Source organism: Microtetraspora sp. NBRC 13810 (assembly GCF_030268685.1).
Taxonomy (GTDB): Bacteria; Actinomycetota; Actinomycetes; order Streptosporangiales; family Streptosporangiaceae; genus BSRQ01.
Window position 1 is genome coordinate 108,828 of record NZ_BSRQ01000027.1, and the last position, 21,230, is coordinate 130,057.

20 protein-coding genes are annotated in these 21,230 nt (G+C 72.4%); 8 read left to right on the forward strand and 12 right to left on the reverse strand.

Features of this window, described 5'->3' with window-relative positions:
• Positions 1 to 11: 11 nt before the first annotated feature.
• The 9 genes from QSK26_RS37060 to QSK26_RS37100 form a co-directional block, all read right to left on the reverse strand.
• Positions 12 to 824, reverse strand: coding sequence for an SWIM zinc finger family protein (locus QSK26_RS37060; RefSeq protein ID WP_285780020.1), 813 nt, complete (start codon positions 822 to 824; stop codon positions 12 to 14).
• Positions 824 to 3,829, reverse strand: coding sequence for a DEAD/DEAH box helicase (locus tag QSK26_RS37065; protein ID WP_285780021.1), 3,006 nt, complete (start codon positions 3,827 to 3,829; stop codon positions 824 to 826). Before QSK26_RS37065 ends, QSK26_RS37060 begins: the two co-directional genes overlap by 1 nt.
• Before the next feature lie 75 nt (positions 3,830 to 3,904).
• Positions 3,905 to 4,507: a GTP-binding protein gene (locus tag QSK26_RS37070; protein WP_285780022.1), complete on the reverse strand. Its 603-nt coding sequence runs from the start codon at positions 4,505 to 4,507 to the stop codon at positions 3,905 to 3,907.
• On the reverse strand, positions 4,488 to 4,895 hold the full coding sequence (locus tag QSK26_RS37075; RefSeq protein ID WP_285780023.1) for a DUF742 domain-containing protein: 408 nt from the start codon (positions 4,893 to 4,895) through the stop codon (positions 4,488 to 4,490). Before QSK26_RS37075 ends, QSK26_RS37070 begins: the two co-directional genes overlap by 20 nt.
• Positions 4,895 to 5,311 (reverse strand): roadblock/LC7 domain-containing protein, encoded by a 417-nt coding sequence (locus tag QSK26_RS37080; RefSeq protein ID WP_285780024.1) that lies wholly within the window; start codon positions 5,309 to 5,311, stop codon positions 4,895 to 4,897. The genes QSK26_RS37075 and QSK26_RS37080 overlap by 1 nt, the downstream gene beginning before the upstream one ends.
• 50 nt (positions 5,312 to 5,361) lie before the next feature.
• A complete protein-coding gene (locus QSK26_RS37085) occupies positions 5,362 to 7,776 on the reverse strand; it encodes a nitrate- and nitrite sensing domain-containing protein (RefSeq protein WP_285780025.1) in 2,415 nt (804 codons plus the stop codon).
• Between the two features lie 212 nt (positions 7,777 to 7,988).
• A complete protein-coding gene (locus QSK26_RS37090; protein WP_285780026.1) occupies positions 7,989 to 9,671 on the reverse strand; it encodes a prenyltransferase/squalene oxidase repeat-containing protein in 1,683 nt (560 codons plus the stop codon).
• A 2-nt stretch (positions 9,672 to 9,673) separates the two neighbouring features.
• Positions 9,674 to 10,549, reverse strand: coding sequence for a terpene synthase family protein (locus tag QSK26_RS37095; protein ID WP_285780027.1), 876 nt, complete (start codon positions 10,547 to 10,549; stop codon positions 9,674 to 9,676).
• Complete coding sequence (locus tag QSK26_RS37100) at positions 10,546 to 11,916, reverse strand: cytochrome P450 (protein ID WP_285780028.1); 1,371 nt, start codon at positions 11,914 to 11,916, stop codon at positions 10,546 to 10,548. The genes QSK26_RS37095 and QSK26_RS37100 overlap by 4 nt, the downstream gene beginning before the upstream one ends.
• 377 nt (positions 11,917 to 12,293) lie before the next feature.
• Between QSK26_RS37100 and QSK26_RS37105 the strand changes: the two genes are divergently transcribed.
• The 7 genes from QSK26_RS37105 to QSK26_RS37135 all read left to right on the forward strand — a co-directional run bounded on the left by QSK26_RS37105 (position 12,294) and on the right by QSK26_RS37135 (position 18,684).
• Positions 12,294 to 13,331: a polyprenyl synthetase family protein gene (locus QSK26_RS37105; RefSeq protein ID WP_285780029.1), complete on the forward strand. Its 1,038-nt coding sequence runs from the start codon at positions 12,294 to 12,296 to the stop codon at positions 13,329 to 13,331.
• A 186-nt stretch (positions 13,332 to 13,517) separates the two neighbouring features.
• On the forward strand, positions 13,518 to 13,763 hold the full coding sequence (locus QSK26_RS37110) for a type B 50S ribosomal protein L31 (RefSeq protein ID WP_285780030.1): 246 nt from the start codon (positions 13,518 to 13,520) through the stop codon (positions 13,761 to 13,763).
• Between the two features lie 24 nt (positions 13,764 to 13,787).
• Positions 13,788 to 15,056, forward strand: a complete 1,269-nt coding sequence (locus tag QSK26_RS37115) for an ArgE/DapE family deacylase (protein WP_285780031.1) — start codon at positions 13,788 to 13,790, stop codon at positions 15,054 to 15,056.
• Between the two features lie 314 nt (positions 15,057 to 15,370).
• The gene (locus QSK26_RS37120) at positions 15,371 to 15,691 is read left to right on the forward strand and encodes a hypothetical protein (protein ID WP_352244472.1); all 321 of its coding nucleotides are present in this window, start codon (positions 15,371 to 15,373) and stop codon (positions 15,689 to 15,691) included.
• A 69-nt stretch (positions 15,692 to 15,760) separates the two neighbouring features.
• On the forward strand, positions 15,761 to 16,456 hold the full coding sequence (locus QSK26_RS37125) for a maleylpyruvate isomerase family mycothiol-dependent enzyme (protein ID WP_285780033.1): 696 nt from the start codon (positions 15,761 to 15,763) through the stop codon (positions 16,454 to 16,456).
• A gap of 71 nt (positions 16,457 to 16,527) precedes the next feature.
• Positions 16,528 to 17,481 (forward strand): LLM class F420-dependent oxidoreductase, encoded by a 954-nt coding sequence (locus QSK26_RS37130; RefSeq protein ID WP_285780034.1) that lies wholly within the window; start codon positions 16,528 to 16,530, stop codon positions 17,479 to 17,481.
• Positions 17,482 to 17,502: 21 nt separating this feature from the next.
• Positions 17,503 to 18,684 carry a zinc-dependent alcohol dehydrogenase gene (locus QSK26_RS37135; RefSeq protein ID WP_285780035.1) on the forward strand — a complete coding sequence of 394 codons (1,182 nt, stop codon included), beginning with the start codon at positions 17,503 to 17,505 and terminating at the stop codon, positions 18,682 to 18,684.
• 61 nt (positions 18,685 to 18,745) lie between these two features.
• On the opposite strand, the gene QSK26_RS37140 is transcribed toward QSK26_RS37135, so the two are convergent.
• Both QSK26_RS37140 and QSK26_RS37145 read right to left on the reverse strand, forming a co-directional pair.
• The gene (locus QSK26_RS37140; protein ID WP_285780036.1) at positions 18,746 to 19,162 is read right to left on the reverse strand and encodes a CBS domain-containing protein; all 417 of its coding nucleotides are present in this window, start codon (positions 19,160 to 19,162) and stop codon (positions 18,746 to 18,748) included.
• A gap of 71 nt (positions 19,163 to 19,233) precedes the next feature.
• Positions 19,234 to 20,283 (reverse strand): NAD-dependent epimerase/dehydratase family protein, encoded by a 1,050-nt coding sequence (locus tag QSK26_RS37145; protein WP_285780037.1) that lies wholly within the window; start codon positions 20,281 to 20,283, stop codon positions 19,234 to 19,236.
• Between the two features lie 165 nt (positions 20,284 to 20,448).
• Between QSK26_RS37145 and QSK26_RS37150 the strand changes: the two genes are divergently transcribed.
• Positions 20,449 to 20,823, forward strand: a complete 375-nt coding sequence (locus QSK26_RS37150) for an STAS domain-containing protein (protein WP_285780038.1) — start codon at positions 20,449 to 20,451, stop codon at positions 20,821 to 20,823.
• Positions 20,824 to 20,838: 15 nt separating this feature from the next.
• Here QSK26_RS37150 and QSK26_RS37155 read toward each other — a convergent pair.
• On the reverse strand, positions 20,839 to 21,230 hold a 392-nt coding region (locus tag QSK26_RS37155; protein ID WP_285780039.1), incomplete at its 5' end, for a glycosyltransferase.

Here is a 21,230-nt window from a genome sequence, read left to right on the forward strand (position 1 = left end):
GAACCGGGGCGTCAGCCCGGAGGCTCGGCCAGCCGCCGGTAGGCCGGGCGGAGGATGTCGGCCAGCGGGATGTGCCGCACCTTGACCTTGGGCGGCTCCAGCACGCGGAGCAGCAGGTCCGGCGGCGGGGCGGCGCCGGTGGCGCGCACGCGCAGCCGGCTGAGCGGGATCGCCGTGGAGTAGAAGTCGCCCAGCCGGTCGCCGAACGGCTCCTCGGCCACCCGCAGCGGGTCCGGCTCCTCCTCGTCCCCGCCCAGGCCGCGCAGCGAGTCCAGCAGCGCCTCCTTGCTCCGCCCCCGCCAGGCCAGCACCAGGAAGGGGTCGTCGTCGAACGCCTCCCCGAGCAGGTAGAGCGCGGCCGACAGGTGCTTGCACGGGTGGCCGGAGTCGGGGCAGGAGCACTCCATGTCCAGCTCGGCGGGGAAGAGCGGCAGCCGCAGCGCGTCGAAGACGTCGAGGATCTCCGGCGGCATCTCGCCGGCCAGCAGCTTCGCCCGGTAGAGCGCCTGCCCGGCGAGCGCCTCCTCGATCCTGGTCCAGTCGGCCGCGCCGTACGCGTCGATCCCGATCCGCGCGTCGTACGGCTCCGGGCGGGAGCCCTGGATCGTGGCGGTCACCTCGCCGGGGGCGAGGTCGAGGGTGAGCACCTGGCCCCTGCGCGCGTAGGAGCGGCCCCGGGTGAGGCGGCCGGGGTCGCAGACGGCCTCCAGGATGTCCACGAACCGGCGCGACCACCACTCCTGGCCGATGCTGCCACGGGTGCTGCGTGCCCTGATGCCGCCCTCCACCCGGATCGGCGGGGCGTGCTCGAACCAGCCGGCCATCAGCTCACCGCCTCGGGGCCGAGCCGGAACAGGTCGCGGAGCTGGTCGGTGGACAGCGCGCTGATCCAGTCCTCGCCGGTGCCGATCACGCTCTCGGCCAGCGCCTGCTTGCGCTCGATCATCTCGTCGATCCGCTCCTCCAGGGTGCCGGTGCAGATGAACTTCCTGACCTGCACGTTCTTCGTCTGGCCGATGCGGAACGCGCGGTCGGTGGCCTGGTTCTCGACGGCCGGGTTCCACCATCGGTCCACGTGGATCACGTGGTTGGCGGCGGTGAGGTTCAGGCCGGTGCCCGCCGCCTTGAGGGACAGCAGGAACAGCATGGGCTCGTCGTCGTGCTGGAAGCGGTCCACCAGCTCGTCGCGCCGCGCCTTGGGCAGCCCGCCGTGCAGCCACAGCACCGGGCGGTCGAGATGCACGGCGAGGTAGGGCTGGAGCAGCGAGCCGAACTCCGCGTACTGCGTGAAGACCAGCGCCTTGTCGCCCTCCTGGACGATCTCCTCGGCGAGCTCCTCCAGCCGGGCCAGCTTCCCGGACCGCCCGGCCAGCCGGGAGCCGTCCTTGAGCAGGTGGGCGGGATGGTTGCAGACCTGTTTGAGTCGGGTCATGGTGGCCAGCACGTTGCCGTGCCGCTCGATGCCCTCACTGTCGGCGATCTTGGTCATCATGTCCTCGACCACCGCCTTGTAGAGGCTGGCCTGCTCGGGGGTGAGCGTGCACCAGACCTTCATCTCCTGCTTCTCCGGCAGGTCGGAGATGATCGACCTGTCGGTCTTGAGCCGCCGCAGCACGAAGGGACCGGTGGCCCGTCTCAACGCCTTCGCCGCGTCCTCGTCGTTGCGCGCCTCGATCGGCTCCTGGTAACGCTGCCGGAACCGTTTCGCCGATCCGAGCAGGCCGGGGTTGCAGAACTCCATGATCGCCCACAGCTCGGCGAGGTGGTTCTCCACCGGGGTGCCGGTCAGGGCCAGCCGGGTGCGGGCGGGCAGGGAGCGTACGGCCTGGGCCTGCCTGGCCGCGCTGTTCTTGATCGCCTGGGCCTCGTCGCAGACGACCCGTCCCCAGGTGAGGCCGCGCAGCGCGCCGAGGTCCCGCAGCGCCGTGCCGTACGTGGTGATGACCAGGTCGGCCGCCCCGACCGCGGCGGCCAGGCCGTCGCCGCGCTCCCGGGTGCCGCCGTGGTGGACGTAGACCCGCAGCGAGGGGGCGAACCGCGCCGCCTCCTTCTGCCAGTTGCCGACCAGCGACATCGGGCAGATCAGCAGGGTCGGCTCGGCCTCCCGCCCGTCGCGCTCCTCCAGCAGCAGGGACAGCGTCTGCGCGGTCTTGCCCAGGCCCATGTCGTCGGCGAGGATGCCGCCGAGGCCGGCCCGGCTGAGGAACGTCAGCCAGGACAGACCGCGCTCCTGGTAGGGGCGCAGCACGCCGTTGAAGTCCGCAGGGGGCGGCACGGGGGTCAGGCGCCGGTCGGCCTCGCCGGACAGCAGGTCGCCGAGCAGGCCGTCGGCGTCCACGTCGAGCAGCGGCAGGCCGTCCTCGCCGCCCTCGACGACCTCGGCGATCACCTCGCCGACCGTCATCTCCCCGGACCGGCGCCGCTCCACCACCGCGAGGGCGGCCTTGAGCTGCCGGTCGTCCAGCTCCACCCACTGGCCGCGCACCCGGACCAGCGGGATCTTGAGCTGGGCCAGCTCGGCCAGCTCCTCCTCGCCGATCGTGTCGTCGCCGATGGCGAGGTCCACCCGGAAGTCCACGAGCTGCCCCAGGCCGAACCCCTGGCCGGCCACCGCTCCCGGCCCGGTGCGCGAACGGGTGGTCAGCTTCAGGCCGAGGCCCTTGCGCCCGGCCCAGGAGGGCAGCCGCACGCCGAACCCCGCCGCCGTCAGCAGCGGCGCCGCGTGCCGCAGGAAGGTGAACGCCCACGCGGTGTCCACCACCATGCCCGCCGGCCGCGGGTCGCGCAGCGCCCGGTAGAGCTCGGGGCACAGCCGTACGGCCCGGCCGAGACCGGCGAGGAGCGTCTCGTCCGGCCGCCTGGGCAGCCCGGGGACGGGTTCGCCGGACCAGACGACCTCGGCGGGCACGTAGAGGCTCGGGTCCTCGGTGGACTGCAGGGCGAAGTCGATCCGCCAGGAGTCGTCGTCGCCTTCGGGCTCCATGAGCTGGAAGCAGACCCGGACCGCCCCTTCCAGCCGCCCGGCCGCGTCCATCCAGTCCCGCAGCGCGGATCCCAGCTCCTCGGCGGCGGCCGGTTTCACGCCGGGCAGGGCGGCGTCCTGCCCGGTGAGCGCGTGCAGCCAGCGGTCGGTCAGCGCGCTGCCCCGGCCGGGACGCGGCCCGGCGAGCAGCCGGTCCGGCAGCGCCCGCCGTACCGAGGCGTCCACCAGGCCGGAGAGCGCCTCGCGGGTCGTCAGGGCGGCGGGCCGCTCCGCGGGGGCGGCCCGGCAGACCGGTGGCATCGCCGCCGCCAGCTCCCTGAACCGGGTGGCGTCGGCGCCGGTGAGCACCGGCAGCCAGCGGGCCGCGTGGTCGCCGTCCTCGGTGACGAGCTGGGGCAGCACCCGGCCGCGCCGGAGCAGGTCGCGGGCGTGACCGGCGAGCACCTCGAAGTAGCGCAGCGAGGTCCCCGGCCCCCATTCGGGCTGGTCGCCGTCCTCCGGGAGGCCGGGCCCGGCCAGCGCGTCGAGCAGGGTGAGGGCGCCGGGCGGCCGGTGGAGCAGGGCGGGCACCCGCCACTCGGTCAGCCGAGGGCCGCGCGCCCGCACGGTCAGGCCGGACTCGGGGGAGGGCAGCGGGCCGCGCGCCGTGCCGGGCAGCAGGAGCGTCAGCTCGCCGTGCGCCGCTCCGGCCGCGAGGTCGCCGAGCGCCGCGCCGAGCACGGAGACGGCCGCGCCGAACGGGTGCGGGCGTACCCTCGCCCGCGACGCCGTGTCCACGGGCAGCGAGGTGTCCTCAGCCCACAGGCCGAACAGCCCGTCGGCCCAGACACCGTGCACGACCAGCACGCCACCACCCGCCCCTACGTCTCGCCGGCCACCGGAACGCCCAAAGGGTAAGCGCCCCGGCCCCGGCCGTGCCAATCAGGCGTCGGCGGGTGTGCGGCTGTTCAGCTCCATCGCATGCCTGACCAGGGTGATCAGGACCTCCTTGCCGGACTGGCGGCGGCGCGCGTCGCACAGCAGCAGCGGGATCTCCGGCTTGAGGCCGAGCGCGAGGCGCACCTCGTCGAGTTCGTACGTGCGGGCGCCCTCGAAGCAGTTGACCGCCACGATGAACGGCGTGTCGCGCCGCTCGAAGTAGTCCACCGAAGGGAAGCAGTCGGCCAGCCGGCGGGTGTCGGCCAGGATGACGGCGCCGAGCGCCCCGGCGGCGAGTTCGTCCCACATGAACCAGAACCGCTCCTGGCCGGGCGTGCCGAACAGGTAGAGCACGTAGTCCTCGCCGAAGCTGATCCGGCCGAAGTCCATCGCGACGGTGGTGGTGTTCTTCTCCTCGACGCCCTCCAGGTCGTCGACGCCCACGCTCCGGTCGGTGAGGAACTCCTCCGTGCGCAGCGGCCGGATCTCCGACACCGCGCTGACCAGTGTGGTCTTGCCGACGCCGAAACCGCCCGCGACCAGCAGCTTGATGGCGGTCGGCAGTTTCCGGCCCGCGGGGGTGCGCTCAGAGCGCTCGTAGTCCATTGAGCACCGCCTCGTACATCCTTCTGTCTCTGAAGTCCGTCTCCGGTTGCGGGTTCTGGACGGACACGTATCCCTTGTCGAGCAGGTCGCCGAGGAGGACGCGTATCGTGCCCGCGGGCAGGTCCAGGTAGGCGGCGATCTCGGCCACCGACTGCGGGTCCTGGCACAGCCTGACGATGGTGCGGTGCTCGGGGTCGAGACCGGGTTCGGTCCCGGTGGCCGTGCGGCCGGCCACCACGAGCGAGATCAGGCTGAAGTCGCCGCGCACCGGCTCGGTACGGCCGCGGGTCATCACATAGGGCCGCACGACCGGGCCCGCGTGCTCGTCCAGCCACTCGTCGTGGCCGGAGCCGCGCGGCTCGGGGCGGAGGTCGTCGTAGTGGCTCATCACGGCTTGTCGCTCTTCGGGTAGATCCTGGCCGGGGAGGTGAGGTACTGCCCGACCCGGGTGACCAGCATCGCCATCTCGTAGGCCACCAGGCCCACGTCGGCGTCCGGCCCGCACAGCACGGCCAGGCAGGCGCCCTTGCCCGCCACGGTGACGAGCAGGTAAGCCTGCCGCATCTCGATGATGGACTGCCGTACGGCTCCGCCGCCGAACCGCTGGCTGACCCCCTTGGCCAGGCTCTGGATGCCGGCGGCCACGGCGGACAGGTGCTCGGCGTCGACGGTGGGCAGATCGCGGGAGGCGGCGAGGAGGAGGCCGTCACTGGAGAGGACGATGCCATGCCGCGCCTCGTCCGTCCGGTCCACCAGATCGTCGAGCAACCAAGCCAAATCGGCGGAAGATGTAGTCTTCTGCACTTTGGTCCTCTTTCTGCTGGTCCTGTTGACCTTGCTGGGTGGGGGGCGCGTCAGCCGGCGGGATCGTGTTCGCCGTCCACGGGACGCGGGACGCCGTTCACCGGGCCGGTGTTCAGCGCCTCCTGGGCGGCGGTCCTGCCGCGCAGGGTGCCCGCCTGGTAGGAGCCCATGATCCGGCGGATCTCCTCGGGGGAACGGTCGTCCTCGGCGGGCTCCTCCTTGCCGGGGTCCGGCACGTCGGAACGCAGCTGTTCCACGAGGTTCGCCTGAGGCACGCGGAACGGCAGGCCGTGTGGGGTGAACGCGGTCTCTTGCACGGGCGGTGGCTCTTCCTGCGTCTCGGGTCCCTTGCCCCGCTCGGCAAGGGAGTCACGATCGGGGCGCGACCTGGGGATCGCCGCCAGCGCCGATGTGCGCGACGGCTCCGGCCGCGCGGGGATCTCCCGCACCTCCGGCCGGCGCAGGTCCGGGTCCCGCGGATCGAGGGCGTCTCGTACGGCGGGCGGCGCGTCGAAGTCCGTGTCCCGCCCGAGGTCGCGGCGCTCGTCCGCCGTGATGGACGACCCGGCGCCCGGTTCGGCGCCGTCGTCCTCGGCCACGATGTCCATCGGGATCAGGATCACGGCGGTGGTGCCGCCGTACGGGGAAGGCTTGAGCGTCACGCGGATGCCGTGCCGTTCGGCGAGACGGCTCACCACGTACAGGCCCAGCCGGGTGGTGTCCCGCAGGTCGAACTCCGGCGGGTTCACGATGCGATCGTTGGCCGTCGCCAGGTCGGCGGGGCTCATCCCGAGGCCGCGGTCCTCGATCTCGATCACGTATCCGTTGGTGGCCATCTGGCCGACGACCTGGGCGGTCGTGTAGGGCGGGGAGTAGGAGACGGCGTTCTCGATCAGTTCGGCGAGCAGGTGGATCACGTCGCCGACCGCCCGCCCGGCGAGCGCCACCTCGCCCATCGGGGGCACGTTGACCCGGGTGTAGTCCTCGACCTCGGCCAGCGCGCCGCGCACCACGTCGATCATCGGCACCGGCCGCCGCCACGACCGGGCGGGGGAGGCGCCGGACAGGACGATCAGGTTCTCGGCGTTGCGGCGCATGCGGGTGGCGAGGTGGTCCACCCGGAAGAGGTCCTTCAGGTCCTTGGGGTCGGACTCCCTGCGCTCCATGGCGTCGAGCAGCGTGAGCTGCCGGTGCACCAGCGACTGGGTGCGCCGGGCCAGGCTGAGCAGGATCTCGCGGATGCTGCGCCGCAACTCGGCCTGCTCGACGGCGACCCGGATGGCGGTCTCCTGGACGTGGTTGAACGCCTGGCCCACCTGCCCGATCTGGTCGTCGCCGAACTCCAGCGGCGGGGCCTCGGCGGCCACGTCGACCCGCTCGCCGTGGCCGAGCCGGTTCACCACGTCCGGCAGCCGTTCGTTGGCCAGCTCCGTCGCCGCGCCGCGCAGCTTCTCCAACTGGCGGACCAGGTCGCGGGCGGTGGTGATGGACAGCACGATCGAGGCCACGACGGCGAGCAGGCCGAGGCCGCCCGCCAGGACGAGCCGGACGACGACGGCGGTGGCGATGGGCGTGGCCCGCTCCACCAGCCGGTCACCGGCGGTCACCACGGCCTGGTCGATGCTCTTCAGCGCGGGCTCGGTGGCGGCCCGCCACTGCCCGGAGTCGATCGGCGGGGCGGCGTCCGGGCCGCCGAACCTGACCATCGTGTCTTCCAGTTCGCGCACCCGCCTGAGCACGCCGCTCTGCTGGAGGTTCTGGTAGGACGCGGGGTCCGCCAGCCGGAGCCCGTCCAGCGACTGGTCGGTGACATACCGCTGGACGCCCACCAGCTCGATGAACCGGGTGTGCTGCTCACCGGTGAAGCGTCCCCTCGCCAGCACGCCCGCGAGGAACGTGTCCTCCTGGGCGAGCAGCTCCCGCGCGTCGTAGACGTCGAGCAGCGCCCTGGTGTCGTTGGCGAAGTCGTCGTCGTCCAGCGTGGCGAGGGAGTCGAAGACCTGGAAGAAGGAGTCGACGACCCGGTTGTACTCCGCGGTCACCTTCTCCTGGCTCGCCTCGCCGTCGTCCACCGACTTGCGGGTCGAGCTGAGCCCGTCGAGCAGCCGGTAGGTGGCGGTGAGCCGGGCCTCCAGCACCGGGCTGGCCGCGAGCTGGACGTAGGCCCCCTGGGACTGCTCCTCGAACTCGGCCCGCAGCGCGTCGGTGCGCGCCCGCTGGGCGGCGAGCGCGGCGCGCGCGTTGGGACCGTTGGCCGCGAGGGCCACCACGGACAGCCGCCGCTCGTGCTGGATCTCGATCACCAGGGTCTGGCTGGGCTGGGCCACCCCGACGTCGAGGCGGGAGACCCACAGCAGGTTCACGCCCTCCCGGAGGGTCACCCATGCGGCGAACACCCAGAGCGCGACAAGCGACAAGAGCAGAGCGGTGACCTTGGTCCCCACACGGGATTTGCGGAAACGCATACTTACCCATCCTGCGGAAGCCGGGAAAACCGCAGCGCGATTCAGGGGCGACCAGCGCTCGCTGGTAGCCAGGGGTTTCGGCTGCCCGGAGGCAACGCCAGACCCCTGGCACCCTAGCAATCCCGACATATTTGATCAAGTCAGCAGTAGCCCCAATAGGGCTAATGTCTGATTTGTCGTAACGAAGGGAAATATGCCTGAGATATGCGACTTTACTGCCGGTTCCACTCTGAGTTGTGCGACGCGTAGAGTGCCGCGAGCACCGAGGCGTGGACGATCGCCGTGGGCGTGTAGAGATCCTTATCGTGCCACAGAGCGGGATCGCCGGGCACGTCGATCGCGTTCAGAAGGTAGTTCCGCCCACGTGCCACGGACTCCTCCACGGCTGGGTCCCGCTCCGTCGCGGGCCCGGTCAGCAGCAGGATCTGCAGCGCGTAGGCGGTCTCCTCCGCCGTGCCCTCCCAGCGGCCCCACGAGCCGTCCGCGCGCTGGGCGCCGAGCACCCACCGCACCGCCCGCCGTACCGCCGGCGCCGACTCCGCCCCGCCGAAGTCGGCCAGGGCCAGCGCGCAGCACGCGGTGGCGTAGAACGGCGAGGCGTGCCACCGGTCGGTCCAGCTCCCGTCCGGCGACTGCCGCGCGCGCAGCCACTCCGCCAGCTCCGTCGCGGCCCGCGCGTACCGCTCGCCCGCCTCGGGCCGCATCGCGGCGTACTGCCCGAACGCGTCCAGCACGTGCGCGTTGACCGTGAGTGAGTTCCCGTGCTCCGCGCCGCGCCAGGTCCGGAAGTGCCCGTCCGCCCGGTAGGCCCACAGGCTCTCCGGCTCGTACGGCAGGCCGAGCAGCGCGAGCGCGTAGAACGCCACCGACGTGGTGTCCGCGTCCGGCGGCAGGCCCGTCCCCGCCGGGGTGCCGAGCGGATCGCTGGCCGCGCCCAGGCTCCACAGCACGTCCTCCGGCACGTCGAGCGGGACGCCCGCGCGGGCCAGCGTGCTCAGCACCCAGCCGCGTTCGAACACGGTGACCGGCATGCCGCAGGGCACCGGCCCGCCGTGCCTGCGCACCACGGACTCCAGGTGCCTGCGCGCCGGGTGGCCCGGTTCGGCCCGGCCGCGCCCGGCGAGCCAGGCGGCGGTGGCGGCGGGGGAGGCGCCCACCGAGCCGATCGGGCTGAGGGCCGCGCCCGTCGCGCCGGCCGCCGCGTCGCCCGCGACCTCCAGCGCGTGCAGCAGCTTGTCCGGCACCTCGGCCCCGGAGGCGAGGCCCGCGCGCAGGGCGGCCAGTTTCGCGCCGGCGTCGAGGTTCGGCGGCGGCGTCAGCCGGGCGCTGCCCGTCCACCGGGACAGGCCGGGGAGCGGGGCGCCGGCCAGCTCGTCCAGGTGCCGGTTGATCAGCGCGGTGAGCGAGGACACGATGAGCTCCATCGCCGGCATGTCCGGCGGGGACAGCGCCGCCGGGCCGTGCAGCCCGTCGAAGGCCGCGGCGAGGCCGCGGTCGGCCGCCGCCGCGAGCGCGTCCCCGCGGCCCTCCTCGCGGCGCAGCGCCGCGAGCAGCGCCTCGGTCGCGCTCAGCCCGGGGACCAGCCCGTAGCCGCCGGGGCCGCCCCAGCCGCCGTCGGCCCGCTGGGTGTCCAGCAGGTAGCCGATCCGCTCGTCGTGCCCGGTGAGCCAGGGCGCGAAGGTCACCACCCGGCCCGTCTCGTAGATCGAGGGGGAGACCCGGCCCCACGGCTCGGCCGTCAACTCCGTGACCAGCCGCCCGGCCCGCGCGGCGACCTCGGCGGCCGGCCCGCCGGACACCCCGCCGGACACCCCGCCGGACACCCCGCCGGACACCCCGCCGGAGACCACGCCGGACACCCCGTCGGGCACCGGCCGCCCGAGCGGCTCGTGCACGCTCAAAGCGTCCCCCAGTAGTCCGTGACCTGGTAGAAGCCGGCGCAGAAGTCCATCTGCCGCTCCATGTAGTCCGCGAGGCGCGGCTGGTCCTCGCGCAGCGGGCCGAGCAGCTCCCTGGCCTCCGCGGCCAGCGTCGTGAGGCGGCGCTCCAGGTCCTCCCTGCTCACGAGCATCAGCGCGTTGAGGTCTCCCCAGCTGAGATCGCGCTCGTAGGAGGCCACGTCGTTGAGCAGCCGGATCACCCGCTGCACGGCCCAGCTCGCCTCCCGGACCCGGGCCACCTCGTCGCCCGGCGGCTCCCCGGTGGCGATCCAGTGCGACGCGAGGACGAAGGAGAAACCGAGGTTGTCGGCGTTGGCGAGGTACTCGTCCAGGGACGGCTTGGCCGAGGCGGTCTTCCACTCCCACTCCCGGGTCATGCCCGCGAGCATCCGGCGCAGCTCGTCCAGCCACACCTCGCGCAGCCCGGCGAAGGCCGGCGCCCCGGCGAGATCGTCCCGCAGGTCGGCGAGGAAGCGGGTCAGGTCGTCGCCGGGCACCGGCGGCCCGCCCTCGGCGACGGGCAGGCACCGCCGTACGACGTCGTCCACCTCCTCCCTGGACGTGGCGACGTAGTCGACCAGCCAGTCCAGGCCGAAGCACCACAGCGTGACCCGGCACGCCGTGCCCAGCTCGCGGGCCGGCATCAGAGGGCCGCTGAACGCCATGGCCAGCGACACCGTGCTGTACAGGGCGGCGTCGAACGGCTTGGCGTCGAACAGCGCCGGGTAGGCCGCGGCCCGCTCGCGCATGTCCCGCTGGAGCCGGCCCGCCGTCGCGCACACCACGCCGCTCTGCGCCGCCGTGAGGGAGCCGGTGCGGGCGGGGGAGGTCATCTCACTCCTTCGGGGACGCGGCGCAGGGTGATCTTCACGCTGTCGCGCGGGCGCAGGGTCACGGCGGGGCGCGGGCGCGCGGGCGCCGGGTCGGGCTCGGGCTGGAACCTGCTGATCAGCCCGGCGACGATGAGCTGGCCCATCGTGTTGAAGACGTGCGCGCCGATGCACTGGTGCGGGCCGCCGCCGAAGGGGAAGTAGGCGTACCGGTGCCGCCGCTCCTCGCGACTGGGGGCGAAGCGCTCGGGGTCGAAGTCGAGCGCCCGGTCCCACAGGGACGGCAGCCGGTGCGTGAGATAGGGGCTGATCAGCACGTTGTCGCCGTGGTCCAGCCGGACCCCGCCGAGGACCTCCCGGCGCACGACCATCCGCGGGAACATCCAGGCCACCGGGTAGAGGCGCAGCAGCTCCTGGAACACCATCCTGGTGTAGCCGAGGCCCGGCAGGTGCGCGGCGGAGACCCGGTCGCCGCCCACCACCTCGCGGATCTCCGCGCTCAGCCGGCGGGACACCTCGGGATGCGCGGCGAGCTGCGGCCACAACCAGGTCAGCGCCATGATCGTGGTCTCGATGCTGGTGGCGAACATGGCGACGAGGTTGTCCCGCACGAAGCCGGAGTCCAGCTCGCCGCCGGAGGCGTCCCTGGCCCGGCACAGCAGGGTGAAGACGTCGTCGCCGTCCCGCGGCGCGACCGGGTGCCGGCGGGCCAGCGACGCCATCACGTCGTCGAAGGCGCGTACGGCGGAGCGGAAGGAACGGTCGCCGGGGAGCGGCACCGCCTTCGGCACCAGCGGCAGCATGATCCGCAGCACCACGGCGTTGCCGATCCGCTCCATCGCCGGCAGCAGCCGCTCGGTCTCCGCCAGCGAGATGCGGTCGCCGAAGAAGATCCCGACGAGCGTGCTGTTCACGATCTTCGTGAGTTCGGCGGAGACGTCGATCGGGTGGCCCGCGGCGGCGAGCGGGTCGAGCCGTTCCAGCGCGTCGGCGACGGCGTCGGCCATCAGGCCGGTGAGCGACTCGACGTGCCGGGCGGTGAACATCGGCTGCAGGGCGTTCCTGCTGCGTTCCCAGGAGGCCCCGTCGGACAGGATGCCGTTCCCGAACAGCGGCCGGAAGGGCCGCCAGAACGCGCCGTCGCGCACGTAGTTGTCGCTGTTGCCGCGGAGCACGTGGTGGACGTGCTCGGGGTGGGTGATCACATAGGGGCGGAAGGTGCCCGCGTTCAGCCGGACGATCTCGCCGTCGGCTTCCATCCCGATCTCCGCGAGCGCCTGGACGGGGTCGCGGAGCAGACGGGGGACGACGTGGTGGAAGGGCAGGGTTCGGACTTCTCTGGTCTGCTCAGCGCGAGGGCTGCTGGACATAGGGGGTTCCCTCACCGTTGGTACTGCCGGTCACTCCGAAGCCGGGGGCAAACAGGAAGAGGCGCGATAGGGGGTAGAGAGTGACGTAAATCATGTCTCGTGGCATTTGCTGACAGTGGGGCAGTATCACATGATCGAGGAAGCTCAACAAGATTTATTACGCTATGAATCTTGTCGTCACCTGAAGTGATGAAAGCCCGGTCCTGGCGGTGGCGAGGGGTGATGGTGGGGCGACCCTGCGTGCGAGTAATCCGCGTGGTCATTGGTAAGTAAGGGACCTGAGTAAGGACACAGCCCCTCTTGGCTGGTATTTCATGTCGCCGGATATATTGTCCAGTTTGGGTAGTAGTGCAGTATCCCCGGGCGAAGGGTCAGTCGTGTCAGTCAACCTCTCCGCGTCCGCGCCGCCGTCGCTAGCCCGCTCCCAGTCGCTGCTGCGTCCCGCCCTGGAGGACGCCGTGCGGAACCTGCATCCCCGGCAGGCGGAGATGGCCGCCTACGCCTTCGGCTGGGCCGAACTCGACGGCACCGCGCGTGACACGGAGGGTGGCAAGGGGTTGCGTCCCGCGCTGGTCATGCTGTGCGCGGAGGCGGTGGGCGCGCGGGCCGAGCGGGTGATCCCGGCGGCGGTGGCGGTGGAACTGGTGCACGCCTTCACCCTCATCCACGACGACATCATCGACGGCGACGAGCGGCGGCGGCACCGCGCCACCGTGTGGAAGGCGTTCGGCATCGGCCCGGCGCTCCTCGTCGGCGACGGCCTGCTCGCGCTGGCGGTGAAGACGCTGGCCTCCGCGCCCGGCGCGGAGCCCGCCATGGGCCACCTGTCCGCCGCCCTCGTGGAACTGGTGCGTGGCCAGGCCGATGACGTGATCTTCGAAGGCCGGACCTGGACCGGGGACCGCGCGGTCACCGTCGAGGAGTACGCCCAGATGGCCACCGGCAAGACGGGCGCGCTGCTCGCCTGCGCCGCCGCGACCGGCGCGGCGCTCGGCGGCGCGCCGCCGGCATCGGCCGAGGTGTTCTCCGCGATGGGCCGGCATCTCGGCCTGGCCCTGCAGATCGTGGACGACCTGCTCGGCATCTGGGGCGACCCGGACGTGACGGGCAAGCCGACGTTCAGCGACCTGCGCAGGCGGAAGAAGACGCTGCCGGTGGTCGCCGCGCTGGCCGGCGGCTCGCCGGCCGCGCGGAGCCTCGCGGGCCTGCTGGACCACGGGGGCGGCGTGGACGAGGAGACGAGCCGCCGGGCCGCCGGGCTCATCGAGGAGGCGGGCGGCAGGGACTTCGCCGAGCGCCGGGCCCGCGCACACGTGGACCACGCCCTGCGGCTCGCCGAAGAGGTCTCCGTCGATCCCGCCGCCACCGCGGAACTGCGCGCCTTCGCGGGCTATCTCGTGCACCGCGCCCTCTGAGCCGCCGGTCTTACAGAACGCGCAGGGAAGCGGTGCCGCCTCCCGCGCGTTCTCGACAGTCGTCAGGCGCCGCCTCGCGCACACGAACCGCGTTCCTCCATCGGGAATCTCTCGAATGTGAAAACCGTTATCGCTACCATCGCATGGGCGGCTGGAGCCGTCCGACCCGAGAGGACCGAGAGAACCGTGCAGAAGAACCTCCACCCGGCCTACCGCCCGATCGTCTTCCGCGACCCGAGCGCCGGCTTCGCCTTCCTGACCCGATCCACCATGACCAGCGACAGGACGATCGAGTGGGAGGACGGCAACGTCTACCCGGTGGTCGACGTCGACGTCTCCTCCGCGAGCCACCCCTTCTACACCGGTCGCGGCCGGATCCTCGACACCGCCGGGCGGGTGGAGCGGTTCAACCAGCGCTATGGCAGGCGCTGACCGGATCGCCCCGGTTCAGGCACAATGCCTAGCGTGGACGACATCGAAGCCAGGGTGCTGAACGCGCTGGACGAAGCGGAGACCGTGCGGCTGCTGGCCGACTTCGTGCGGGTGCCGAGTGTGACCGGCACCGACGCCGAGTCCGACCTCCAGCACCGGTGCGCCCGGCTGCTCACCGAGGCGGGCCTGGACGTCGACGCCTGGAAGCTCGACCTCGCCGCGCTGCGGGCCGAGGCCGGCTTCCCCGGCACGGAGGCGCCCAGGTCGGAGGGTTACGGCGTGGTGGGCACCAGCGAGGGCGAGGGCGAGCCCGCGCTGGTGCTCCAGGGTCACGTCGACGTCGTCCCCACCGGCGACCTCGCCCGCTGGGAGGGCCACGACCCGTTCGCGGCCAGGATCAGCGGCTCCACGCTGCACGGCAGGGGCGCGTGCGACATGAAGGCCGGCCTCGCGGCCAACCTCGCCGTCGTGCGGGCCCTGCGCGCCGCGCGCGTACGGCCGGCCCGCCCGCTCGCCGTGCACTGCGTGATCAGCGAGGAGGACGGCGGCCTCGGCGCCTTCGCCACCCTGGCCCGCGGCCACCGCGGCGAGGCGGCCGTCATCACCGAGCCCACCAGCGGCAGGATCATCACCGCCAACGCGGGCGCGCTCACCTTCCGAGTCGAGATCCAGGGCAAGGCCGCCCACGGTGCGACGCGTACCGAAGGGGTGAGCGCGATCGAGGTGTTCTGGCCGGTCTTCGAAGCCGTCAGGCGGCTGGAGGCCGAGCGGAACCGGCGGATCGACCCGCTCTTCGACGGCAACCCGCTGCCCTACCCGATCGAGATCGGCACCCTCCGCGCGGGCGACTGGGCGAGCAGCGTCCCCGACCTGCTCGTCGCCGAGGGGCGGCTCGGCGTCCGGCTGGACGAGGACCCGGCGGCGGCCAGGGCCGCGCTGGAGGAGGCCGTCACGCGGACCGGGCACCCCTGGCTGAGCGCGCACCCGCCGGTGATCACCTGGCCGGGCGGCCAGTTCGCCAGCGGCAGGCTCGCCCGGGGCCACGCCCTGCGGGACGAGATGGCCGCCGCGGTGGCCGAGGTCACCGGCGCCCCGCCGGCCGAGACCGCCGCGCCGTACGGCAGCGACCTGCGCCTCTACGCGGCCGACGGCATCCCCACCCTGCACTATGGTCCGGGGGACGTCCGCCATGCCCACGCCCCGCGCGAGCAGGTGGACCTGCGCGAGCTGAGAGACGTCACCAGGGCGCTGACCCTGCTGACGATCCGCCGCTGCGGCCTCGTCCCAGCCTGAGGTCCCAGCCTGAGGTCCCAGCCTGAGGTGCCGGCCTGAGGTCCCAGCGTGAGGTCCCGGGCTGAGGTTCCAGCCTTAGGTTCCGGCTTGAGGGCTACCCCGGTCATCCAGGTTAGGCGCACCTAGCTTTGACAGAATATTGGATTTAGCACCACCTAATCTGGATAGGGGCCGAGATAGGTCGACGGCACCGCACGAGCCCCCCGATTAGCGGCCTCATCTGCGGGTAGGCGTGTTCCTCGCCGCCGCCGAAGTGAGTGTCGAAGGAGCCGACTATGCGTCTGTCCCGGCGCGAAAGACGGATTCTCCTGGATATGGAAGCCGACGTCGCGCGAGAAGATCCCGAATTCGCGCGCCTGATGACCGCCCTCCAACTGGAGGAACCGCAACCGCAACCGCGGCCGGAGCCGGAGCCGTCCGAGGAGGACGACACGGGGGAGATCACTCCTGCCCGGCTGGCGTTGATCGGGCTGGCGATCCTGGGCATCTGCGTCCTGCTGCCGCTGTTGCTGGGCAGCCTGGCCGGGGCCCCGGACTGCACCCCGCGTCCGGGCAGCTCACCCGCGCCCGCCGCCCAGCTCACCCAGGGCGTGAACGGCATGCCCACCGTCCCGATGCGTCCCGTCTGTCACTGACCGGCGGTCCGCCGCCCGCGTGGGCCGTACGCCTGCGGGTACCGCAACCGCATGGCCATACCTGGTGAAATGCTGACGGACCTGGATCCGTTCGACATCTTCGACACGGAGGCGGCCCGCCTGGACCGGCACTTCGGCACGCTGGACGAGGCCGGCTGGGACCTGCCCTCCCGCTGCCCCGGCTGGTCGGTGCGCGACGTCCTCGCCCACCTGGCCGGCGAGGAGCTGTACAACCACGCCTGCCTCGACGGCGACCTCGACGGGTTCCGGGACCTGCTCGCCCGGGAGGGCGTCGGCGGCGGCTACGAGGGGTTCAACGAGTGGTGCGTGGCGCGGCGCCGCGACCTGCCGGTCGAACGGGTGCTCCGGGAGTGGCGCACCGAGAACGCCGAGACCCGCGAGCGGATGCGCGGGCTGGGCCGCGACGCCATGATCGAGACCTCCGTGGGCCCCTACCCGAACGGCCTCCAGGCGTTCCACTACGCCTCCGAGTACGCGACCCACGCCGACGACGTGGGCGTGCCCGTCTCCGACGAGGAACGCGGGCGGCGCACCTGGTGGCGGACCAGGGTGGGCATGTTCGCGCTCGCCGAACAGGGCTCCAAGGCCCAGGTCGAGCCGACCGCGGAACGCATCTCCGTGTACGCCTTCGGCGAGCGCGCCGACCTGTCGCCCGCCGGCTTCGTGGCGGCGACGGTCGGCAGGCTGCCCGACGACGACCCGCTCGACCGCAGGCTCAGATCGGCACTCAGGTGTCTCGCCTGACCGGTGCGGCGAACCGTTAGGCCGTCTCCTGCGGGGTAGCCGGACAGGACGCACCCGTGAAGGAGACGATCATGACAAAGTTCGGCTACTTCCTGTCCAGCGAGGAACACGGCCCGCGCGAGCTCGTACGGCAGGCGCAACTCGCCGAGCGGGCCGGGTTCGAGGGACTGTGGATCTCCGACCACTACCACCCGTGGCTCGACGAGCAGGGGCAGAGCCCGTTCGTCTGGTCCGTGATCGGCGCGCTGTCCCAGGCCACCTCGCTTCCGGTCACCACGGCCGTCACCTGCCCGCTAGTCCGCATCCACCCGGCGATCGTGGCGCAGGCCGCCGCCACCAGCGCCGTCCTCACCGGCGGCCGGTTCCGGCTCGGCGTGGGCACCGGGGAGGTGCTCAACGAGCACATCGTGGACTCCCGCTGGCCGCCCGCCGCCGAGCGGCTGGAGATGCTGGAGGAGGCCGTCGGGATCATCCGCGAGCTGTGGACCGGCAAGCTGGTCACCCACCGGGGCGAGCACTACGACGTCGACACCGCCCGGCTCTACACGCTGCCCGACGAGCCGCCGCCGATCTACATGTCCGGCTTCGGACCGAAGGCGGTGGAGCTGGCGGGCCGGATCGCGGACGGGTACGTCATCACCGGGCCCAGCGCCGAGCTGGTGCAGGAGTTCCACGAGGCGGGCGGCGCGGGCAAGCCCGTACAGGGCGGGATCAAGGTCTGCTACGGCGAGGACGCCGGCCAGGCGCGCAAGACCGCGCACCGGCTGTGGCCCACCGAGGGCATCAAGGGCGAGGCGGCACAGCTGCTCCCGCTGCCCCGCCACTTCGAGCAGCTCGCCGAGCTGGTCTCCGAGGAGGAGGCCACCAGGAGCGTGCCGTGCGGCCCCGACCCGGAGGTTCACGCCGCCGCGCTGCGCCAGTACGTGGACGCCGGCTTCGACGAGGTCTACGTCAGCCAGATCGGCCCCGACCAGGAGGCGTTCTTCGAGTTCTACGCCGACCGGGTGCTGCCCCTGGTCCGCTAGGCCGCACAGAAAGGAGCGAACATGAAAGCCCTCACCTGGCACGGCAAACGCGACGTACGGGTCGAGGAGGTCGCCGACCCGGCGATCAAGGAGCCCACGGACGCGATCATCAAGGTCACCACGAGCGGCATCTGCGGTTCCGACCTCCACCTCTACGAGCTGTTCGGGCCCTTCATCGGCGAAGGGGACATCCTCGGGCACGAGCCGATGGGCATCGTGGAGGAGGTCGGCGCCGAGGTGCGGAACATCCGTCCCGGCGACCGGGTCGTCATCCCGTTCAACATCTCCTGCGGTCACTGCCCGATGTGCCGGATGAAGCTCTTCGCCCAGTGCGAGACCACCCAGGTCCGCGACCACGGGATGGGTGCGGCGCTGTTCGGCTACACCAAGCTGTACGGCGAGGTGCCCGGGGCACAGGCGGAGTACCTGCGGGTGCCGCAGGCGCAGTTCGGCCCGATCCAGGTGCCCGAGGGGCCGCCGGACGAGCGTTTCGTCTACCTGTCCGACGTGCTGCCCACCTCCTGGCAGGCGGTCGCCTGGGCGGACATCCCCGAGGGGGGTGACGTCACCGTGTTCGGCCTCGGCCCGATCGGCCAGATGTGCGCCAGGATCGCCCGGCACCTCGGGCACCGGGTGATCGCCGTCGACGGCGTCCCCGAGCGGCTCGCCATGGCCCGGCGGCACGGCGCCGAGACGGTGGACGCCTCCGAGGTGAGCGACGTGCCCGAGGCGGTCAGGGACCTGACCCAGGGGCGCGGAACCGACTCGGTGATCGACGCGGTCGGCATGGAGGCGCACGGCTCACCGATGGCCAAGCTCGCCCAGACCGTCACCGGCATGCTGCCCGACCGGGTGGCCGCCGGCATGATGACCACCGCCGGGGTGGATCGGCTGGCCGCGCTCCACCAGGCCATCGACACCGTACGGCGGGGCGGGACGATCTCGGTCAGCGGCGTCTACGGGGGCATGTCCGACCCGTTGCCGATGCTCCGCATGTTCGACAAAGGGCTCACCCTGCGGATGGGACAGGCGCACGTCAAACGGTGGGTGAACGAGCTGCTGCCGCTCGTCACCGACACCGCCGATCCGCTCGGCGTGGAGGATCTCGCCACGCACCGGCTCCCGCTGGCCGAGGCGCCGCACGGCTACGAGATCTTCCAGAAAAAGCGTGACGGCGCCGTGAAGGTTCTGCTGACCTGCTGAGGGCCGGCAGCCGAGAGCGGCCGGAGAGTTTCCTCGCCGGCCGCTCCCCCCAGGGGGGGCTCTACAGGTTGCCCTCGGCACGTGAGATGTCGGCGAGCGCCGACTCAGGGTCACGTTCCACGGCCATGTCGCCGAGACTCACGACGCCGACCGGCCTGCCGTTGTCCACGACGGGAAGCCTGCGGACCGTCTGCGAACGCATGATCCGGACGACCTCGTCGAGGCTCGTGTCCGGGCGCACGGTCGTGACGTCGCAGCTGCACGCCTCCTGGACCGGCGTGTCCGGCCCGCGGCCCTGCGCGACGACGCGCACCGCGATGTCGCGGTCCGTCAGGATACCGCTGACCTGGCCGTTGTCCGTGACGATCACCGCGCCGGTGTCGTTGCCTGCCATGATCTGCGCGGCGGCCGAGATGGGCTGGCCCATCTCGACGGTCGCCGGATCGCGGGTCATGACGTCGGCCACCTTCGTCGCCATAGTCATCCTCCCTCTTTCGCGGAAGCCGGGTGGATCGGGTTCCCTCTACCCGGTGGCGGACCGCCAAACGGTCACGGGCGCCGGCCCACACCGCCGGCGATCTCCTCACGGCGCGCCGGCCCGCCCGTACGGGAGGACAGGGGCGGCGTGTCCATGCCCTCGGAGCTGCGCATTCCTTCGAGCAGCTCGCGAAGCGCGTCGACGGCGGTGTGCTCGGGCCGCCAGCCGAGCTCCCGGTGGGCCCGGCCGATGTCCATGATCGGCATGTTGAGCACCAGGTCCACCAGGCCGGGCGCGGCCGGGACGAGGCGCAGGTGCCAGAACGCGGCCACCGCGTTCCTGAGCACGAAGCCGGGCACCGGCACCAGGCGCGCGCCGAGCACCTCGGCCAGCACCGAGGGCTCGATCACCGGGTCGGCCGCGATGTTGAAGGCGCCCGACACCTCCTTGGTGAGCGCCAGCCGGAACGCCTGGCCGACGTCGTCCGCGTGCACCGCCTGGAACCGCAGGCCGGGCGTGTCCGGCACGAACGGGATCAGCTTCGGCCGGACCAGCCCCGACGGCACGAACGGCCCCGCGAACAGGCGGCGTTGCTCGACCGCGGCCTCGCGCTTGAAGATGAACCCCGGGCGGAGCCGTACCACCCTGATGTCGGGATGGTCGCGTTCGAAGAGGTCGAGCACCCGCTCCACGTAGGCCTTCTCCCGGCCGTAGGCGCTGCCGGGCCAGCCGTGCGTCGGCCAGTCCTCGGTCACCGGGTGGTCCTTGGGCCCCGGCGAGTAGGCGCCCACGGAGGACGCCTGGACCAGCGTGGACACCCCGGCGCGGGCCGCCGCCTCGCACACGCGGACGCTGCCCAGCACGTTGACCCGCCAGGTGGTCACCGGCCGCCGGGTCGGCTGGAAGAGCCAGGCCAGGTGCACCACCGCGTCGGCGCCCTCGAAGTGCGGGGCCAGATCGTCGGTGGCGATGTCCACGGCTCGCCACTCGGTCTTGGACGGGCGCCAGGCCGGCAGCCTGCGGGCCAGGCACAGGATCGAACTGACTTTGCGGTCGGCCTGCAGGGCGGCGACCACACTGGTCCCCACGTTCCCGCTGGCACCCACGACGACTACGCGCATACCCGATGTGTGCCCCCCGGGCGACCGCCAAACATGAGGATCCGCGCAGGGGCGGCGGACACCTCGGCCGTCAGGGCTAATCTGGAGTGCGGGAGGTTCTCGATGTCTTCCTGACACGTGCGGAATCTCGGACGACCGGTGGAGCGGCGTCGGAGAGGAGTGTTCGTGGACGTTGAGTTCGGCGTTGAGTTCGACAACGGTCTGCTGCGCATCGTCCGGCTGGCCGAGCCGTACGGGCTCCGGGTGGAGGGAGACGTCGACTCCAGTACCGTCACCGCGTTCGTCGCCGCGCTCCAGCGGGTGACGAGCGGGCACGAGGCGCGGGTGTATGCCGACCTCGGCCGGGTCGAGTTCATCGACGTCGCCGGGCTGCGCGCGCTGGTGTCGGTGGCGGGGCGGCTCGGCCGGGGTAGAGAGCTCGTCCTCCGCCCGGTGCCGCCGCACATCCGCCATCTGCTGGTCCTCATCGGCTGGGACGTGGTGCCGGGGCTGCGCCTGGAACAGGACGGCGACGGCGAAAGGGTCAGGCGCCCGGCCTAGAGGGGCGTGCGTCCCTCACCTCCTCGCCGCCGCGAACCGGTGCCGGCCGGCGGCGAGCACGTCGCGGTAGACCGCCTCGGTCCCGGCGGCGACGCACGGCCACCCGTAACGTTCCCGCGCCCGCCGCTCGCCCGCCTTCTCCAGGGAGGCGCGCAGGTCGTCGTCGTCCAGCAGGTGCCCGAGGGCCCTGGCCAGCGCCCTCGGCCGCCGGGGTGGCACGAGCACGCCGCATCCGGTGACGGTGTCCAGGTGGCCGCCCACGGCGGAGGCGACCACGGGCACTCCGCAGGCCATCGCTTCGACGGGCACGATGCCGAAGGGTTCGTACCACGGCACGGTGACCAGGACGTCGGCGGAGCGGAGCAGGGCGGGGACCTCCGGCCGGGGGATGCTGCCGATCAGGGTGA

What these genes read in the sequence shown, in the direction of transcription:
- QSK26_RS37060 (WP_285780020.1), bottom strand. Translation starts at nt 824, where the DNA reads ATGGCCGGCTGGTTCGAGCACGCCCCGCCGATCCGGGTGGAGGGCGGC.
- QSK26_RS37070 (WP_285780022.1), bottom strand. Translation starts at nt 4,507, where the DNA reads ATGGACTACGAGCGCTCTGAGCGCACCCCCGCGGGCCGGAAACTGCCG.
- QSK26_RS37075 (WP_285780023.1), bottom strand. Translation starts at nt 4,895, where the DNA reads ATGAGCCACTACGACGACCTCCGCCCCGAGCCGCGCGGCTCCGGCCAC.
- QSK26_RS37085 (WP_285780025.1), bottom strand. Translation starts at nt 7,776, where the DNA reads ATGCGTTTCCGCAAATCCCGTGTGGGGACCAAGGTCACCGCTCTGCTC.
- QSK26_RS37095 (WP_285780027.1), bottom strand. Translation starts at nt 10,549, where the DNA reads ATGACCTCCCCCGCCCGCACCGGCTCCCTCACGGCGGCGCAGAGCGGC.
- QSK26_RS37100 (WP_285780028.1), bottom strand. Translation starts at nt 11,916, where the DNA reads ATGTCCAGCAGCCCTCGCGCTGAGCAGACCAGAGAAGTCCGAACCCTG.
- QSK26_RS37115 (WP_285780031.1), top strand. Translation starts at nt 13,788, where the DNA reads ATGCCTAGCGTGGACGACATCGAAGCCAGGGTGCTGAACGCGCTGGAC.
- QSK26_RS37120 (WP_352244472.1), top strand. Translation starts at nt 15,371, where the DNA reads ATGGAAGCCGACGTCGCGCGAGAAGATCCCGAATTCGCGCGCCTGATG.
- QSK26_RS37125 (WP_285780033.1), top strand. Translation starts at nt 15,761, where the DNA reads ATGCTGACGGACCTGGATCCGTTCGACATCTTCGACACGGAGGCGGCC.
- QSK26_RS37130 (WP_285780034.1), top strand. Translation starts at nt 16,528, where the DNA reads ATGACAAAGTTCGGCTACTTCCTGTCCAGCGAGGAACACGGCCCGCGC.
- QSK26_RS37135 (WP_285780035.1), top strand. Translation starts at nt 17,503, where the DNA reads ATGAAAGCCCTCACCTGGCACGGCAAACGCGACGTACGGGTCGAGGAG.
- QSK26_RS37140 (WP_285780036.1), bottom strand. Translation starts at nt 19,162, where the DNA reads ATGGCGACGAAGGTGGCCGACGTCATGACCCGCGATCCGGCGACCGTC.
- QSK26_RS37145 (WP_285780037.1), bottom strand. Translation starts at nt 20,283, where the DNA reads ATGCGCGTAGTCGTCGTGGGTGCCAGCGGGAACGTGGGGACCAGTGTG.